This is a genomic window from Cyclobacterium plantarum, from assembly GCF_011290685.1.
GTDB lineage: Bacteria > Bacteroidota > Bacteroidia > Cytophagales > Cyclobacteriaceae > Cyclobacterium > Cyclobacterium plantarum.
Window position 1 is genome coordinate 47,800 of record NZ_JAANYN010000011.1, and the last position, 17,262, is coordinate 65,061.

Below are 17,262 nucleotides of genomic sequence, written 5' to 3' on the forward strand. Positions count from 1 at the left end.
ATGCTGAACTTCTTAGGGACACTGGATCGGTAAAAAACAGGTATATATCAGGTAGTATTCGCTTCATTATTAAAAGGAGATGATGATTGGGTACTGTACCCGCATTAATGATTTGCTTTAACCTTAACAATGACTACATGATCGTAAGAAGAAATCTCAAACTTAGCTCCATTTTATTTTATACCTGGAGAGAGCTATTGTATTATCTCCTGCTTTCCAGCAGCATTTACATTTTGCATTACAAATTCCAGGTGTTGTTTTTTGATATACCATTTTATACCATCGCAGCATTGGGAACAGCACTGGCCATTTTCCTGGGTTTTAAAAACAACAATGTCTATTCTCCCATATACCGACTGTTTCGGTTGTAAGCACTTCCAGAGGCTTTGGGTTTGAAGCCAGGCCTGTTTCAGGTTCAGGATGTTTTTTATAAATTGGTATCCATGAAAGGCATAGTAACATCCTTCCTGTGCGGGTTGCTTTTTTTCCTGGCTTTAAAACCCGATCCTGACACTGAAATGACAGTGGTCAACCTGAACATCCGATATGACAATCCGGAGGATGGCAAAAATAAATGGGAAAACCGGATACCTATAGTCCGTTCCTATTTCAACCAGGCCAATCCTGACCTTATTGGCTTTCAGGAAGTGACCTACAGGCAGCTAAAGGACCTGGAAAAAATATTACCAGCATATGGATTTGTAGGTAAAGGCCGAAAGGATGGGATAAAGGGCGGTGAGTACAATCCCATTTTTTACCGTAAAGACCGGTTTCAGCTATTGGCCAATGCCACCTTTTGGCTATCTGAGACCCCTGAAAAACCCGGAAGTATTGGTTGGGATGCGCAGCTTCCCCGGATAGTTAGCTGGGCCAAATTAAAGGATGGGGAAAGCGGGAAGATTATCTTTCATTTCAATACTCATTTTGACAACAAGGGGATGGACTCCCGCTTCAAAAGTGTAGACTTGCTGGCCGGTAAAATCGATGAAATTGCCGGAGCATCACCGGTTATTTGTACTGGGGATTTTAACATCCGCAAAGACCATCCCCGATACGGGAAACAACCTTACAGGCACTTGATAGACTCCTTCAGCCGCCGTTTGCAGATGGAAAGTGCGGAATTTGCAGCCGAAAAGGTCATTTCTGCTGGTGCTACGGGTAATGGATTTGAAGAAAACTGGCAGGAAAGACCTCCCAATGCTGTGGACTATATTTTCGTAAATCCCCAATTTAAAATCGGTACCTACCAGGTGGATAAAATCATCGATAAGGGTGTTTTCATTGCAGACCATTGGCCTGTTGTGGCTAAAATGGTATTTTCTAACCCATAAATAAATTGAATAACCGACTTAAAAACCAAAATATGAATAGAATGGATGCATTACTGATTATTGACGTTCAAAATGATTTCATTCCGGGTGGATCATTGCCTGTACCTGGCGGTGAGGAAATCATTCCGGTTATCAACAGCCTGATGGACCGTTTTGACCTGGTGCTGGCCACACAAGACTGGCACCCTCAAGACCACATGAGTTTTGCCTCCAACCACAAGGGTAAAAAGCCCTTTGAACAAATAGTGCATCAGGGTCTGGATCAAATCCTCTGGCCGGATCATTGTGTTCAGGGGAGTTCCGGGGCGGCGTTTCATTCAAAGTTGAAAACAAATGCTGTAGAAGCCATTATCCGGAAGGGCATGGATTCGGATATTGACAGTTATAGTGGTTTTTATGACAATGGCCATAAAAAAAGTACGGGCCTTACAGGTTATTTGAAAGAAAAGGGCAGTCCGGTGCTTTATTGTTGTGGATTGGCTGCAGACGTTTGTGTTTATTTTACCATTAAAGATGCCCTGAAGGAAGGATTTAAGGTTAAATTAATTGCTGATGCTACAAGGGCATTAGATGAAGAGAAATTTGCCGAAATGGCAGAAGAATTGAAAGGGCTTGGCATGGAGTCGGTGTTAAGTGGATCACTGTGATAATGCCGGATATGAATTTTCCTTTGACGAAATTCTCATAGGAATTTACCGCAGCATGTATTATATCAAAAAAATGCTATTTCAAAATGAAAGATAGTTGATCGATTTTCGAACATCACTCCATAATAATGGGGTACTGCCCGTTCCAAAATCACGAATTTCACAATGCTGGATTGACTATTTTTTTGCGTGAAGACTCCAGATCGCCTGCATCCGGCAAACGGGTTTTATCAGAAAAGCCATTATTTTTCAAATCACTAAAGGGTTACAAACAATTTTTTCTATTCGCATATGGGTATCCTCCTGCTGATTAATTAGTTCTTTTGAAAATTTGTTCATGAGTCATTTTAATTGTCTTACATTTTAATTAAATTATATCTCCTTAACAATCAAGTGACTAGAAATGCCAGTGAAATTGATCTTTTGAAACGCCTGTAAAATAGAGCATCATGAAAAAGCCAAAATATCTTACTGCCAGAATCTGCTTTTTTATGCATATTTTGCTTACTCATCACTTTACGGTTTTTAGTCAGCGGCCGCCTACGAGTGGTCCAAACCCTGAGGAGTCAAATTTAACTCCCTTTATTATTGGGGGAACCGGTTTGGTAGTGGCGGCTGGATCTTATTTTTACCTCAAAAGCAGGGGACCAAAAGTACCGGTCACTGATAATTTACAGGATTATTTATGGCGACAGAACATCATGCCTACACCGGATGCCCTGAACCTGATGTACGCTCTTAATCCCGGGCTTCGCGGCCAGGACATGATGCGGAAAAAAAAGAAGCTGGTCGATCCGGAATTTCCCGAAATTCCGGAAGAAATGAGAAAGGCAGCTGCTGCTGTTCCCTCTCCTACCTTCATCATGCCCGAAAATTTAAAAGGGTTGATAGATGAATTTATATCCAGCATGGATGCTTTCAGCGGCATGACCTTGAAAACGATTAATCCGAATGTCCCAAAAGAGGCTTTCCGTGAAATCCTGACCAATTTAGAGCGTATGCTTACCGCTCCGGAACGGTTTACGGAGTCCAGAAATGCGATTAAGGACCAGATGATGACAGATCTTATCACTGTCATCAATCAAACCGTTAATGGTGCCATCGATACCCAGGAGTTGTCAGCCGATAAGCTGGATCTTTTACAAGCCATTTCAGCCGATTTAGAGGATTTGTTGTATCCTGATCCCAGCCCACCTCAAATGGAAGTAGTTACTACCAAAGGAGATGGAAATCGGGAAGACTGGGGCTTGTTTTTGGCATCGGCGGGTAAAAATTTCAACGATAAATTGATATTCAATCGCAGATTGGTCAATCAGACTTCCCGGGAAAATGCAGATCTTAAGTGGTTTGCCCTTGCTGTTTATAAATATGGTGCTGATGGCGACCTAATTACCAAAGGGAAGGAAGTAGAAAAAAGGTACCAAATAGCTTATGCTTCACCCGCCCTTAAAGATAGAGAAGAAAGCTTCCATTCCATCCAGGGAAATGCCTCCTATGGAATGGCACTCCTGGGTAATGGAAAATATTTTATAAAAGTGAAGGAAGGGGATGAAGAGGTGCCGGTTCAAAACCCAATAATCCATTTTGGACAGGCTTTTCACAACCCCGTAAAAGAATTACACAATGATTTGACTAAGGTTATTATTTATTTACTGGAGTGATTAAATTATTGCAATATAGGGCCGCATTGGTGACAGTTATGTTTGGACTGTTTGGTGGGGCTATTTCCAATTTTTTGGTGATAGAAGAGTATTCATGGCTTTATTTTGGAATAGCGAGTATACTTGGTTTGACGGTCAATCTGCTCGTTTCATTTCTATTGAAAAGCAAATGGTCTAAGGGAATCAAAAATAACATCAAAATCGTATGCCTCTTTTTATTTACGGCTTTGGTGGTGAATTTGTATATGCACACCAAGTTCTTTTTGGAAAGAACTTTTGCCTATAAGGATTTTAACAATGAGGTAACCTATTATGTGAAAGGAACGGAATATACAAGCCTCGCGAAAGCTTTTAAACTGGCTAACCCACAAATTGAAAGTGATGCCGATTTAATCATGGAGGGGTTTGGGTCTCCATTGGAAAAAGGAAAAGTTTGGACAGAGGCTTCTATCATTGAAAGTTGGTTGAAATTAATTTCTTCCTATGCCCTGTTTATCATATTTTTTGTTGCCCTTATCTCGGTTCTGATCGAAGTCCTGGTGTCGCAATACGGCAAAACAACTACAAAAACAATAGAAATCCTATCTGAAAAAAGTGCCGATTCGGGATAGTTGGATTCGGATAGTAAACGGTATTGCGTTTCCAAATATAACAATTGAAATAGAAGAAAACCGATGAATACCTTAGCCATGTATCCTTTCCTGCGAATCTATTGGGGCTTGATCCTTTTTATTTTGGTCAGCTGTGAAAAATTTGATGATTTGTCCAATCCTGTTTTGAACAGATACGAGGTCCCTGCGGAGGTTCTCGAAGAAGTTTTTACTGCTGACATCCCCCAAAATTTGAGAAACGTAGATAATTTTTTTGATAGAATCAAGGAGCAGGGGATGGTCATTCATGAGGGAAACCAACCTCCCTATATGGTTGGTCCGACTGGCGCAGGGGTGCTAAAATTTACAATAGCAAACAATTGCATTTACGATGATAAAAACCCAAATAATGAGGGCTTTAGTTATGGTAAATATGAAGAATTGATTCAGGTTTATTCAGATCAGAATCAAGATAATTTTCTGGCTGATATTGCCTATACTTCTATCTTCAACCCTGATTATCCTGAATTCCAAAGGGGTCTTGACAGTGGGTCAGCCACCGGTTACGTGTCTGGAAACCAAAACAGGGATTTTACCATTTTCTTAAAAATTACAAATGGGAAATACGATGCTGTCAACTACAGCGCGATATGGATCATTTCTGGTACGTATGTGTTAATGGATAGAAAAAGCGAATTGACCAATGTTACAAAATGTATGGTAATGCTTGAGAAAAGTGAGGACCCGGAGGACAAGGTGGCCGACAGAGGAACGGTTAGGATTTTCAGGGATGATGCCCCACAATGGTCGCCCTGATTATTTTACCCGAATTGATTTTGATAAAAGCAAATTAATATTAATATGGTGTATAGAAACAAAGCTGATGCGATATGCCAATTTTCATGGATCGTCATGACATACCGGGAGTTTCAGCAGAAGATGTGGCAGAAGCCCATCAAAAAGACTTGTTGATACAGGAAAAGTTTGATTGCAGGGCGTTGACTTATTGGTTTGATGAAGAAAAGGGCATGGCCTTTTGTTTAATTGAGGCTCCAAATAAGCAGGCGGTCCAGAATCTCCATGATCATGCCCATGGGTTAATTCCCAATCAGGTAATAGAAGTTGAACCAGATTTGGTAGCATCATTTTTGGGTAGAATAGAGGATCCCGTTAAAAAGGGATTATCCGGATCCGGTATCATCAATGATCCTGCCTTCAGGTGCGTAATCGGCATATTAATAGATGGATCAGCGATTTTTGAGTTTGGCAATCATATCGATAAGATCAAATCAAAAATTCGAAAAGCGTTTAACCGGCACAGGGGTTTGGAGGTAATCCCGGAGGGGGAAGGTTTTTTGGCCTCTTTTGAATCCATAGATGATGCTGTGCGCTGCGCATTATTTTTCCAGGACTACTTTGATTCATCCAAAATTCCCATCAAAAACCCATTGCAAATAGGATTGGCAGCTGGCATGCCTGTTTCTGGTGATAAGGAATTTTTTGGGCCTACCATAAAATTGGCAAAAAGATTAGGGATGATGGCCAAACCAGGTCAAGTCATTTCTTCAGCAATTGTAGGTGAGCGGTTGGCCGATAAGGCTGTCGACTTTAATAGACTGGCTAAAGGCAATATTTTAACGCTAAATCCTGAGCAGGAGGAGTTTTTTAACCTGCTCATGGAAATCCTGGAGGAGGATGGCTGTGATGCTGCATTTGGTATCAATGCTTTTGCCAAAAAGACAGGAATGAGTAAGTCCAAGCTTTACAGAAAAATCACAAAACTTACCGGTTATTCTCCCAATGATTTCATCAAAGAATACCGTTTGAAAATGGCTGTAAGGTTCATCCATAAACAAGCTGGTAACATTTCTGAAATTGCCTATGCCTCCGGTTTTAGTAGTCTTTCCTATTTTTCAAGGTGCTTCCAGGACAGGTTTGGAATTCTTCCGTCCATTTACGCCAATGCCATTGCCTGAAGCAAACGAAAGATGAATCAGGATTGAAAATTTTTGAATGAATTGTTTTAAAACCCTTACTACTATCCTTTTACATTTGATTATAATTGAAATTTATAACAAAACCCAATGTAATTATGAATACCGTAGCACAGAAAACATTGTTTGAAAGGCTGGGAGGAAAAAAAGGAATTACTTCACTGGTGGATGATATTGTAGAGGCCCATATGCAAAATCCGGTCATTCAGGTAAGGTTTCTTCCCTACAAGGAAGACCCTGAAAACCTGAAAAAAATCAAAGGTCACCTGGTAGATTTTTTCTCTGCTGGAAGTGGGGGAAATGTTGCCTATTTGGGTCGCGATATGGAAACTACCCACAGAGGCATGAATATCAATGAGGAAGAGTATATGGCAGCAACTGATGATATCATGAACACGCTGGAGAAGCATGGTATTGATGAGGAATCCCAGAAGGATGTACTCGCAATTGCCTATTCCCTGAAGGAACAAATTATGAAGCAATAGGGCGGTTTTTATAATGAACACTATTCCAAAACAGAATCTGCGTGGCCAGTTTCACAGTAAAACACATTCCTGCCTGAATAGGTAGTCCAAGCACTCGCCATTGGCAGTCAGCCGTTTTAGGTAATCCAGGAATATATGGGCGGATGATTGACCCCTTATCTGGCGTCACCATGGGGCCATGATTAGTTGAATGGTAGCTTAATCGAATCATTCTACATCGCTTAATCAGACGCTAATTCCACTCATTATGGTTCTGGCTTTTTCCCTGAAAAAGGGCCTGTTCACATAAGTGCTCTTCCGTTAGGCTGTAGTATACCGATTTATTCTCACGCCAAACTTCGGTATGGGCAGGGGTGACCGCACTTAGTGAGGCCCCGCTATCCATCCATCAGGTCATCGCTGAACTGGGATTTCGCCATTCAACATACCCTATTCACATCACAGTTTGAGTTAAGTGAAATCGTTTAGGAGGAAATTCTTTCTACAAAATGGATAAAAGGAGATGAAGACGTTATTCACATTAGCCAGGTTATCAATTTTATTAGTAATTACATGCTGCCACCTACCATTCTTAAAGGCGCAGGACCAGGTGCCGGTACAGCATTCTTTCCAAACACTGCAATTCCTACTTCCCGAGAAGGAAGACCGGCCCAGCGAGGAGGAAGCGGAGGTGCTTATCGACAAGCTTGTGGATAGGATGGAATATTGGAATGAGCTTTCAAAAGAAAACGATCCGGGATGGAAGAATGTAGCGTTGAAATCCCTGGTAGGTTATGGCGTGGAGGGGTTGACAGGCATGGCCGCCCGAACATCAATTCTGGGAAAGTACCCGCGTTTTAGTGGACCTGTAGAGAGAGCAGGAGGCTGGCTTAGTGAACAAGTAACGAACTATCTTTTTGAAAGGGAGGCTCAGGAATATGCCCTTCAGCGAGAATTTAAAATTCGCCAAATTTTCGAACGTACTGCTACCGCTATTGTGGAAGACCATTGTTCTGGAAACCAAGGTTGTTCAGAAGCAGTGTTCAGGCAGGTATTAGATGATTCCGAAGTGCAGGAACAGATGCAGGAAGCGGATGCGTTGGGAGCCTTTGATGAGGCTCAGACCAGAGCATACGTGAAAAATGCCCAAGAGAATTCGCTGAATAATTACGAAGGGACCGTCCTTGAAATTGAAAATCTGGCTGCAACGGTTACAGCCGCTGTGGCGGATGTAAAAACAACGGTGGTCAATAATTTTGAGGAGTTAATCCAAAACCAGCAGCATATCAACAACACCACGGCCGAAATCCTGCATTCCCAGCAGGAAAATACGATTGCACTGGTAAATCTTCGGGAGATGGTACTCAACAGCCTTGAAGATATAGATAATATCACCACAAATCAGCAGGAAATCCTATTTATTTCCAATGCGATTCAGGATGGAATTGTAGCAATTGATAACAGAATCATTGCCCTTTCCGAATCTTTTGCAGCCATGCAGAAAGAAGAAAAGATCAAAGAAATCCATCAAATTTTCGAGAATTCACCGCTCAACAAAAAGATTGAGGCCCTGGAAAATGAAAACAGTGCCATCAGTATGGTTATGAGCGAAGAGAAAAGACATACCGTTTTAGAGAATTTAAGGATAGTTAAAAAGGAGCAGGATATAATTAAAGCGACCGAGATCATCGGTAAGGTTGGAACAGTGGGCCGGGAGGCACTCCGTGTTTTTTGCCAGAGCCGGGAATGCCCGGGGGAAATCTCCAAAAGCATCGACCTGGGATTGGCCCTTACAGATATTGTCGGCAATTTCACAGCGGGAAACTGGGCCAAGGCCAGCTTATCGGTTCTGGGTATATTCAAGGAACCCCAACCGGGGCCCGAACTGAAAATGCTCAACCAAATCAGTGAACAACTGGAAGGGTTAGAGGCCAATATGAACCAGGGTTTTAAGAATGTGCATGAACACCTGTTTGCACTGGAGGACAATTTGGGGCAACGTCTTGATATCATTGATTTAAAATTAGATCAGATCGCCAGGGAATTGGTCGAAACCCGTCAGGTAATTCTACAGCGCTTGAGCCGGGTAGACACAAAATTAAACTATATCATTAACCAGAATGAATGCCTCGAGGAACTCATTCTGCAGGTGACTCTGGAGCAAAATCAGGACCTCTGCAGGCTTCCGGCGGAGACGTTCGGCAACCGGCTCGCAAACGATGAAATCGCTGATTATCAGGATCTGGAAAATTTCTTTCGGGGTGGGTCCTGCGGAAGCTGTATAGAAGGACTATTGAAGGTCAAAGAACCGATGCTTTCGCCTTTTTTTCGCTATGCTCAATGTGATCCGGAAGGAGAAAACAACAAAGCAGCACCCAGCCGGATTTATGACTATGCCTTTAATGAACTATTAGCCGGGGCCGGGACAGATAAACAAACGCTCCACTCACTCCTGTTTGTACCAAAAAATGTACGGGTACTTGATTCATTGAAAAATGCATTAGAACCACTGGAGGTTAGTATATCTTTTGATTTAAATAAAGAAGATAGTCACTATCGCAATTACAGTGCGGTGTTGGATTATGCCAACTATGTGCTCACCTTATTCCCCTTTTTGGAGCTGTACGACCGTGGGGAGTTGTTAAGTCCTGAGGAGATCCGGGAAAATCCGGGATTCTCAGAAGAGCGTACCCGGTTCCTGATCAGCCGGCTGGAGGGAATATTAAATCTAATTAACCATACTATTTCCCAGCAATCCTTGATGGCTGGCAATGGGGTAATAACTGCCGTTGACCAGATGTTAGAGCAGGGATTCTCCGGCTTGGACGAAAGTGGTGGTTTTACCCTTACGGATTTATTTTCCCATAACCCTTATTTCCGAAAAAATTATGGGGCTCATCTGCTGGACGAAGTAGTAGGTCTTGAACGAATAAAGAATTTGATTGATCATGACCAGCTTAAAAATGGCCCGCAACGAATCGTAATGAATGGCTTCAATATTCAAATCGCTGAGGAAAACAAGGAACCTGTTTTTAAAGTAAACCTCACGAATCGGGAGAATCCGGAACAACATACCCCATTGTTCGATGGATTCCTTCCGGTGGCAGATGGCGAGATTGATGAGGAGACATATCAAAGAAATCTGGAATTTGCGTATCCTTCTTCCATCACCGAGCTCTCAAAAATGAAGCGGCAGGTGCTCAATAGGCTGGGAGAAATGCGAATGATTGCCTCCTCAGAAATTAATCAGTCCGAAAAAGAGCTTTCAAGGGCAGAATTGGCCGATTTGATAGTACTGTTCAGGCGATGAAAAAAAGTGCTTCAGCGTTAAAAATAAAGTGAAAAAAGATGATGACGACGGCGATAAATTTCTCTTCTCTAACCCTGTTGGAAGTTGGGTTGATCCTATTCCAGCCCACAACCTCCTACGTTGAAGAGAGCTTTAGCCATTATGCTACCGAGGTTTCTCAGGAAAATGTTCCAAAAGAAACCAATTTGAAACTGGATGAAGACTTGGCAGGCTATATCAATGCCCAGGCCAGGTTGGATGAGGCAGATCAGGTAATCCTCCTTGCAGATTCTATCATCGTTACGGAGCGGATAACCCTAAGGGAAGTGGATGTGATCTTCGTTTCCAATTATTTCAGTACCGATGGAAACCAGGTAAGTGTACTTCCGGCGCCTACCCCTTCAAATCGAAGCGGGGTATCTGGAAAAAGTGGTAAAGAAGTCCAAATAATAGCTAATCATATCGGCGAAGCAGCATTTCACTTGCCCGGTATGGACGGGACCGCTGGCAGGGATGGAAGCAAGGGAAAAAACGGGGATAAAAGTGAAGTCAAGAATCGTGGAGATGTAAGTATGGGAACCGCAGGAGAAGACGGGCAAGACGGAGGAAGTGGTGGTAAAGGAGGCCAATTGATTCTTCATTCCCAGAATACCGATTATCCGGTACAATTGACCGCACCAGGAGGAGACGGTAAGGCAGGAGGATTCGGAGGGACGGGAGGTACCACCTTTATTCGGGTATTTACCCAAACACCCGGGAAACCAAAAAAGCCCGACCCCAACCTACCTGGCCGCGGAGGGAATGTACAGATTCAAAGCCAAAATAACCAACAAAAAATAAAGGCCAGGCAGGAAGAGGATGGCAAAAATGGAAAAAGGGGAAGAAATGGATTGGATGGAGAAAAGGAAACAAAAATACTGTCCGACAGCCAATTTGAGGCCGCGGCTCGAGAACATTACCTCCGAGACTGGCAAAAATTAGACCGGACAGGCTGGCAAATCATTTTCAGGGAAGAATAAAAAATTATCAGCTTTGAGAGAAATGGTAATCCTTCGCTAAAAGGTGTTCTATCCACTGATGTTCTCAATTATTATGGATAACTTATGTCCATGAACAAGTTCCTTTGGCTACCTTTATTGCTTATCCATTGTGCTGTCTATTCTCAGGTAAGCAATGAGGATGTCTTTGTCAAAGGGATTTACGGCAACCCGGAAAGGGTACTCAAAGCAGGCTACGCTTTTGATAAGTTGGGAGTGAATGCCGTATTCGTCAGAAGGGCATCTTTAAATCAGGAATTTTACCAACAGGCCAAAGCTCAGGGATGCCGGATATTTGTGGAATTTCCCACCCTGAATGGAAAGGGCTATATCGAAGCGCATCCCAAAGCCTGGCCCATCAATGAAAAGGGAGAGCAGGCTGCTCCGGCCGATTGGTTTATGGGGGTTTGTCCTACAGATCCGGATTTCCAGGCCTACAGGGCCGAACAGCTCCGGGAAACCCTTGACAGTTATCTGGTGGATGGGGTGTTTTTGGATTACCTGCATTGGCATGCCCAATTTGAAACGGACCAACCGATACTGCCTGAGACGTGTTTTTGCGACCGTTGTACCGGTCAATTTGAAAAGGCCCATAACCTCCAAATTCCAGTGGAGGATATAGCAAACAGGGCCCAATGGATCCTGGCCAATCAGGAAACTGCCTGGAGGAACTGGCGAAACGGTATTTTGAATGGGTGGGTGACCGAAATGGGTAAAATCCTGAAGGAAAACCAACCCGATGCACTTTTAGGAGCTTTTTATTGTGCCTGGTTTCCGGAAGACCATAGAGGGGCTTTGTTCAACACCCTGGGCATTGATGTGTCTTCTTTGGCCAAGCGGGTGGATGTATTGGCTCCCATGCTTTTTCACCAGATGTATGGCAGGCCCGTAAATTGGCTGGGCGAGTACCTGGAATGGCTGGTCAAAGCTATCGATTCATCGGAGGCATTGGTCTGGCCCATTGTCCAGGCCCACGACAAACCCGGATTAGTTAGCCCCGAGGAATTTGGAAAAGCCTTGCAGGAAGGTTCCCGTGCACCTGCTTCTGGCATCATGATGTTTTCTGAGCAGTCGCTTTTGGAAAATCCTGCAAAATTAAAGGTGATGCAGGACTATTACCGGAACAAAGGGTCTCAGTAGGAAGTGAAATTAAAAAAAGTAGGGTTAGACCGGTACTTTTTTGTGACCGTTGTACCGATAACTTGATGAGGAAAATCCTAGGAATTTAAAGCTGAGGAAGAAATTAAACAATGATAAAAATACAAATACCAAACAGGGGTTTTTCGTCATTTTTCCTGTACATTGAACGAAAATTACTTTAAAACACCTAATTTTATTCCACTTTTTTTTATACTTGGAAAATTATTCTAATTATCCGGAGGGCATGAAACGTAGGCCAATCCAATAAACACTTTTCCCTTGTAATGAATGGAACCGATCACTTTTATAGATGCTGAAATTGATCCTGTAACCCATAAAATATTTGATTTGGGGGCAGTTGATGAAAAAGGTGCCTTATTTCATGATCCTTCAATTAATGCCTTTATTTCATTTATTCAAAATTCCAGATTCATCTGTGGCCATAATATCTTCAAACACGACATTGCCTACTTCAAAAAAGCAGGCCGCCTTTTCTGGCTTAAAGAAAATCAGGTAATCGATACCCTTTACTTTTCACCTTTATTATTTCCATCCAGGCCCTATCATGCTTTGCTCAAAGATGATAAGCTGCAGACAGATGAGCTGAACAATCCCTTAAGTGATGCCCTGAAAGCAAAGGACCTGTTTTATGACGAAGTAACTGCCTTCCAAAAACTGGACCCCTTAATTCAGGACTTGTATTATTTACTTTTAAAAGATCAAAAATATTTTGCAGCTTTCTTTCACTTCCTTTCCTTCAGCAAGCAAAATAATGATGTCGAAAAAATAATCCGGCAGGTATGCTATTCAAAAATTTGTGAAAATAGCAGCCTGACAAAGTTAATTTCGGAATACCCTATCGAATTGGCATATTGTCTGGCATTGATACAGGCGAAAAACAGATTTTCGATCACGCCCCCTTGGGTACTCAAAAATTATCCGGAGGTACATCGAATCATGTTCTTACTCAGAAGTAAACCGTGCCTGAGGGGTTGCGCCTACTGCAACCAAACTTTGGATATCCATCGGGGCTTAAAGAGGTACTTTGGTTATGATGCCTATAGAGAGTTCGGGGGGGAGCCCTTGCAGGAAAGGGCTGTTCAAGCAGCAATTGACAATAGGTCCATTCTCGCTGTATTTCCTACAGGTGGGGGAAAATCCATTACTTTTCAGGTTCCTGCACTGATGTCAGGAGAAAGCACCAAGGGCTTAACAGTGGTAATCTCACCCCTGCAATCCCTGATGAAGGATCAGGTGGATAATTTGGATAAATCCGGCATAACCGAAGCAGTGACCATCAATGGTCTATTGGATCCTATCGAAAGGGCCAATTCCTTTGAGCGCGTGGAGGATGGTTCTGCCTCACTTCTGTACATTTCTCCGGAATCCCTTCGCTCCAAAACGATCGAACGGCTACTCCTGGGAAGGAATGTGGTGCGCTTTGTCATAGATGAAGCCCACTGCTTTTCTTCCTGGGGACAGGACTTTCGGGTAGACTATTTGTATATCGGTGATTTTATCAAAAACCTCCAGGACAAAAAACACCTGGAGGATGGTATACCCGTTTCCTGTTTTACGGCTACGGCAAAACGGCAGGTCATTCGGGATATTCGTGACTATTTCCGGGAAAAACTGTCTCTGGACCTCGTTCTGTTTCAATCCCTTTCTTCGCGGACCAATCTTCACTACAAAGTATATCCCAGGCAAAGTGAAGAAGAAAAATACCAAACGCTCAGGGATCTGATCGAAGAAAAAAATTGTCCGACCATTGTCTACGTTGCCCGCACAAGAAGGGCATATTTACTGGCCCAAAGGCTTAGTTATGATGGCCTTTCTGCCCGTCCCTACCATGGGAGGATGGAAAAAACAGAAAAATCAGCCAATCAGGACGCATTCATCAGGGGAGAAATTCCCACAATGGTGGCAACCTCTGCTTTTGGGATGGGGGTAGATAAAAAAGATGTGGGCATGGTGATTCATTACGACATTTCTGATTCCCTGGAAAATTATGTACAGGAAGCCGGTCGGGCGGGAAGGGATGAACAAATAACAGCTGATTGTTATGTTTTATTTGATGAAGATGACTTGAGCAAACATTTCATTCTGCTCAATCAAACAAAACTTAGCCTGAAGGAAATACAGCAAATATGGAAAGCCATCAAGGACATCACCCGGTTCCGTACCGTTGCCTCCCAATCTGCACTGGAAATTGCCAGGAAGGCTGGCTGGGATGATAACATTCGCGAATTGGAAACCAGGGTTACCACTGCCATAGCAGCCCTGGAAGATGCCGGCTATCTCAAAAGGGGCCAAAATATGCCCCGGATATTTGCGAATAGCATCCTTTCCAAAAATGCCAACGAGGCCATTGAAAAAATCAATGCTTCAGACAGATTCCGGGAAAAGGAAAAGGAGGGAGGGATACGCATCATCAAAAAGTTGTTTTCCAGTAAAAGCAGAAAGGAAAGCCAGGACGAAGTAGGTGAATCGAGAGTTGATTATATCTCCGAACATTTGGGTATTGTAAAAGAAGAAGTAATCAATATCATCAACCTGCTTCGGGAAGAAAACATCCTGGCCGATGCCAAGGACCTTCAGGCTTTTATCAAAAAAGGGGAAAATAAAAACCGTTCACTGGACATTTTGGAATCTTTCGGAAAGCTGGAGAATTTCTTGTTGAATGAATTGGAAGAAACCGAAAAAACCTTTCACCTGAAGGCATTGAATGAAGGTGCTGAAGCAGCGGAATGCAAAGATGTTTCTCCTCAGAAAATAAAAACAATTCTGAATTTCTGGGTGATCAAGCACTGGATAAAAAAGAAGCAACACTATACTTCCAAAAATCACCTGGCCCTCATTTGCATACAGTCGGTAGAGGTCCTGAAAGATAAATTGAGACAGCGGCATGAGCTCAGCAGGTTCATTATTGATTACCTGTTTGACAAAAGCAATCTGGTAGTGGAAAAAGGCTCAAAAGAAGGGCAGGAGACACTGGTGGAGTTTTCTGTACAGGAATTGAAAAAGCAATTCGAAACTGCTCCGGGTCTTTTTCATAAAGAGGTTTCCAGTTTGGATGTGGAAGATGCCCTGTTTTATCTTTCCAGAATTGACGCCATAAAGATTGAGGGGGGCTTTTTAGTGATTTACAACCGGCTGAATATCGAACGACTGGAACAGGACAATAAAAGGCGTTATAAAATCGAAGATTATCAAAAACTGCAAAATTTTTACCAAAGTAAAGTAGAGCAAATCCACATTGTAGGCGAGTATGCCAAAAAAATGATTGTGGATTACAAAGATGCGCTACAGTTTGTTGAAGATTATTTTCAACTGAATTACCCCATCTTTTTGCGGAAGTATTTCAAGGGAAGCAGACAGAAGGAGATCAAAAAAAACATCACTCCTGCCAAATTCCGGCAACTTTTTGGACAGCTTTCCCCTGCCCAACTGAGCATTATAAATGACAATAAAAACCAATATATAGCGGTAACCGCTGGCCCCGGAAGCGGCAAAACCAGGGTATTGGTGCACAAACTGGCCTCCCTGGTACTTATGGAAGACATAAAGTACGATCAGCTGTTGATGTTGACTTTTTCAAGAGCAGCAGCCACAGAGTTTAAGCAAAGACTTTTTGACCTGCTCGGAAATGCAGCCAATTATATCGCCATCAAAACCTTCCATTCCTTTTGCTTTGACCTTTTGGGAAAGGTGGGAAACCTGGAAAAATCCGACCAGATCCTCCCATTGACAGTTAATAAAATTAAAAAAGGAGAGGTGGAGCCCAGTGGGATAAGTAAAGCCGTTTTGGTGATTGATGAAGCTCAGGACATGGATAAGGAAGAATTTGCCTTGATTCAGGCCCTGATGGAAGAAAATGAAGAAATGAGGGTGATCGCTGTGGGAGACGATGACCAAAACATCTACGAATTCCGGGGCTCAAGCGGAAAATATCTTGAAAATTTTATCAAGTCCAAAATGGCCGTTCAATATGAATTGATTGAAAACTACCGGAGTAAACCCAATTTGGTGGCATTCACCAATGGTTTTGTCAAAAAAATACAAGCCCGGTTGAAGCAGACACCAATTATTGCGACGCAATCTGATCCCGGGAAAATTCAACTGGTTAAATACCAAAGTGATCAACTGGTACTTCCTTTGGCAAAAACCCTTCAGGAAACGGGATTGTCTGGAAGCACTTGCGTCTTGACAAGGACCAATGAGGAAGCCCTTCAAATAGCGGGCTCACTGACCAACAGCGGAATACCATGCCGGCTTATTCAAAGCAACGACGGCTTTAACTTATTCCAGCTTTTTGAAATCCGGTATTTCTTTGACCTGTTGGATTTAAGGGATGACACTTTTCTTATCGATGATCAGACATGGGGCGAGGCCAAAAGGAGCTGGGATAAAAAATTCAGCTCAAGTGCAAAGTTTTCTATCATAAAGCAACTGTTCCATGATTTTGAAAGAAGCCATCCGGTAAAAAAATACTTATCCGATCTGTTGGTTTTCATCCGGGAATCCAGATTAGAGGATTTCTACAAGGAGTATGGGGATGTAATTTTTGTTTCCACCATTCACAAAGCGAAAGGGAAAGAGTTTGACCATGTATTTTTGATGCTGTCCAATTTTAATCCCCGGACAGACGCCATGAAGCGGCTGCTGTATGTGGGCATGACCCGTGCGAAAAATTTTCTTGGGGTACACCTGAACGCAGACTTTCTGGACGACATTCACGTAGAAAGATTGGAAAAAATCAATGATCCCAGTATTTATGGTCCACCAAAAAAATTGTCCATGCAATTGTCATTCAAAGATGTTTGGCTGGATTATTACCTAAAGCGACAAAATTTTCTGGTAACGCTGCAGAGTGGTGACCCTCTCCGGGTAAATGGGAATCAATGTTTGAATTCCGCAGGGAAACCCGTATTGACCTTTTCCAAATTGTTTGTTGCCCAATTGGAAAACCTGGCCAAAATGGGTTACCTACTGGATTCCGGAAAAGTAAATCACCTGGTTTACTGGAAAAAGGAAGGCTTGGAAAAGGAAGCCCTGATTATTTTACCTGAATTGATTTTGATTAAAGCAAATTAATATTATCCTGTAATT

12 protein-coding genes are annotated in these 17,262 nt (G+C 42.6%); all 12 read left to right on the top strand.

All coding sequences use genetic code 11. The features are described from left to right. The first annotated feature begins 137 nt into the window (after window positions 1-137). The 12 genes from G9Q97_RS20540 (at window position 138) to G9Q97_RS20595 (ending at window position 17,247) form a co-directional block, all read left to right on the top strand. Complete coding sequence (locus tag G9Q97_RS20540) at window positions 138-371, top strand: bestrophin family protein (protein WP_166150364.1); 234 nt, start codon at window positions 138-140, stop codon at window positions 369-371. Window positions 372-443: 72 nt separating this feature from the next. Beyond that, entirely contained in the window at window positions 444-1,331 is an 888-nt protein-coding gene (locus tag G9Q97_RS20545) for an endonuclease/exonuclease/phosphatase family protein (protein ID WP_166150366.1), read from the top strand. Window positions 1,332-1,363: 32 nt separating this feature from the next. After that, a complete protein-coding gene (pncA, locus tag G9Q97_RS20550; protein WP_166150368.1) occupies window positions 1,364-1,978 on the top strand; it encodes a bifunctional nicotinamidase/pyrazinamidase in 615 nt (204 codons plus the stop codon). Window positions 1,979-2,427: 449 nt separating this feature from the next. Beyond that, window positions 2,428-3,639 (top strand): hypothetical protein, encoded by a 1,212-nt coding sequence (locus G9Q97_RS20555; protein ID WP_166150370.1) that lies wholly within the window; start codon window positions 2,428-2,430, stop codon window positions 3,637-3,639. Further along, window positions 3,636-4,250 carry a hypothetical protein gene (locus G9Q97_RS20560; protein ID WP_166150372.1) on the top strand — a complete coding sequence of 205 codons (615 nt, stop codon included), beginning with the start codon at window positions 3,636-3,638 and terminating at the stop codon, window positions 4,248-4,250. Before G9Q97_RS20555 ends, G9Q97_RS20560 begins: the two co-directional genes overlap by 4 nt. A 63-nt stretch (window positions 4,251-4,313) precedes the next feature. Beyond that, window positions 4,314-5,045, top strand: a complete 732-nt coding sequence (locus tag G9Q97_RS20565; RefSeq protein ID WP_166150374.1) for a hypothetical protein — start codon at window positions 4,314-4,316, stop codon at window positions 5,043-5,045. A gap of 74 nt (window positions 5,046-5,119) precedes the next feature. Beyond that, window positions 5,120-6,205: a nickel-binding protein gene (locus G9Q97_RS20570; RefSeq protein WP_166150376.1), complete on the top strand. Its 1,086-nt coding sequence runs from the start codon at window positions 5,120-5,122 to the stop codon at window positions 6,203-6,205. A 116-nt stretch (window positions 6,206-6,321) separates the two neighbouring features. Beyond that, window positions 6,322-6,708 (top strand): group I truncated hemoglobin, encoded by a 387-nt coding sequence (locus G9Q97_RS20575; RefSeq protein ID WP_166150378.1) that lies wholly within the window; start codon window positions 6,322-6,324, stop codon window positions 6,706-6,708. 502 nt (window positions 6,709-7,210) lie between these two features. Continuing rightward, complete coding sequence (locus tag G9Q97_RS20580; protein ID WP_166150380.1) at window positions 7,211-9,997, top strand: hypothetical protein; 2,787 nt, start codon at window positions 7,211-7,213, stop codon at window positions 9,995-9,997. A gap of 38 nt (window positions 9,998-10,035) precedes the next feature. Continuing rightward, window positions 10,036-10,995: a hypothetical protein gene (locus G9Q97_RS20585; protein ID WP_166150382.1), complete on the top strand. Its 960-nt coding sequence runs from the start codon at window positions 10,036-10,038 to the stop codon at window positions 10,993-10,995. Between the two features lie 90 nt (window positions 10,996-11,085). Then, complete coding sequence (locus tag G9Q97_RS20590) at window positions 11,086-12,153, top strand: glycoside hydrolase family 10 protein (protein WP_166150384.1); 1,068 nt, start codon at window positions 11,086-11,088, stop codon at window positions 12,151-12,153. Between the two features lie 288 nt (window positions 12,154-12,441). Further along, the gene (locus tag G9Q97_RS20595) at window positions 12,442-17,247 is read left to right on the top strand and encodes a RecQ family ATP-dependent DNA helicase (RefSeq protein ID WP_166150386.1); all 4,806 of its coding nucleotides are present in this window, start codon (window positions 12,442-12,444) and stop codon (window positions 17,245-17,247) included. The last annotated feature ends 15 nt before the right edge of the window (window positions 17,248-17,262 follow it).

Coding starts and splice junctions, on each gene's coding strand:
- G9Q97_RS20540 (WP_166150364.1), top strand. CDS start 138: ATGATCGTAAGAAGAAATCTCAAACTTAGCTCCATTTTATTTTATACC.
- G9Q97_RS20545 (WP_166150366.1), top strand. CDS start 444: ATGAAAGGCATAGTAACATCCTTCCTGTGCGGGTTGCTTTTTTTCCTG.
- pncA (WP_166150368.1), top strand. CDS start 1,364: ATGAATAGAATGGATGCATTACTGATTATTGACGTTCAAAATGATTTC.
- G9Q97_RS20555 (WP_166150370.1), top strand. CDS start 2,428: ATGAAAAAGCCAAAATATCTTACTGCCAGAATCTGCTTTTTTATGCAT.
- G9Q97_RS20565 (WP_166150374.1), top strand. CDS start 4,314: ATGAATACCTTAGCCATGTATCCTTTCCTGCGAATCTATTGGGGCTTG.
- G9Q97_RS20570 (WP_166150376.1), top strand. CDS start 5,120: ATGCCAATTTTCATGGATCGTCATGACATACCGGGAGTTTCAGCAGAA.
- G9Q97_RS20575 (WP_166150378.1), top strand. CDS start 6,322: ATGAATACCGTAGCACAGAAAACATTGTTTGAAAGGCTGGGAGGAAAA.
- G9Q97_RS20580 (WP_166150380.1), top strand. CDS start 7,211: ATGAAGACGTTATTCACATTAGCCAGGTTATCAATTTTATTAGTAATT.
- G9Q97_RS20585 (WP_166150382.1), top strand. CDS start 10,036: ATGATGACGACGGCGATAAATTTCTCTTCTCTAACCCTGTTGGAAGTT.
- G9Q97_RS20590 (WP_166150384.1), top strand. CDS start 11,086: ATGAACAAGTTCCTTTGGCTACCTTTATTGCTTATCCATTGTGCTGTC.
- G9Q97_RS20595 (WP_166150386.1), top strand. CDS start 12,442: ATGGAACCGATCACTTTTATAGATGCTGAAATTGATCCTGTAACCCAT.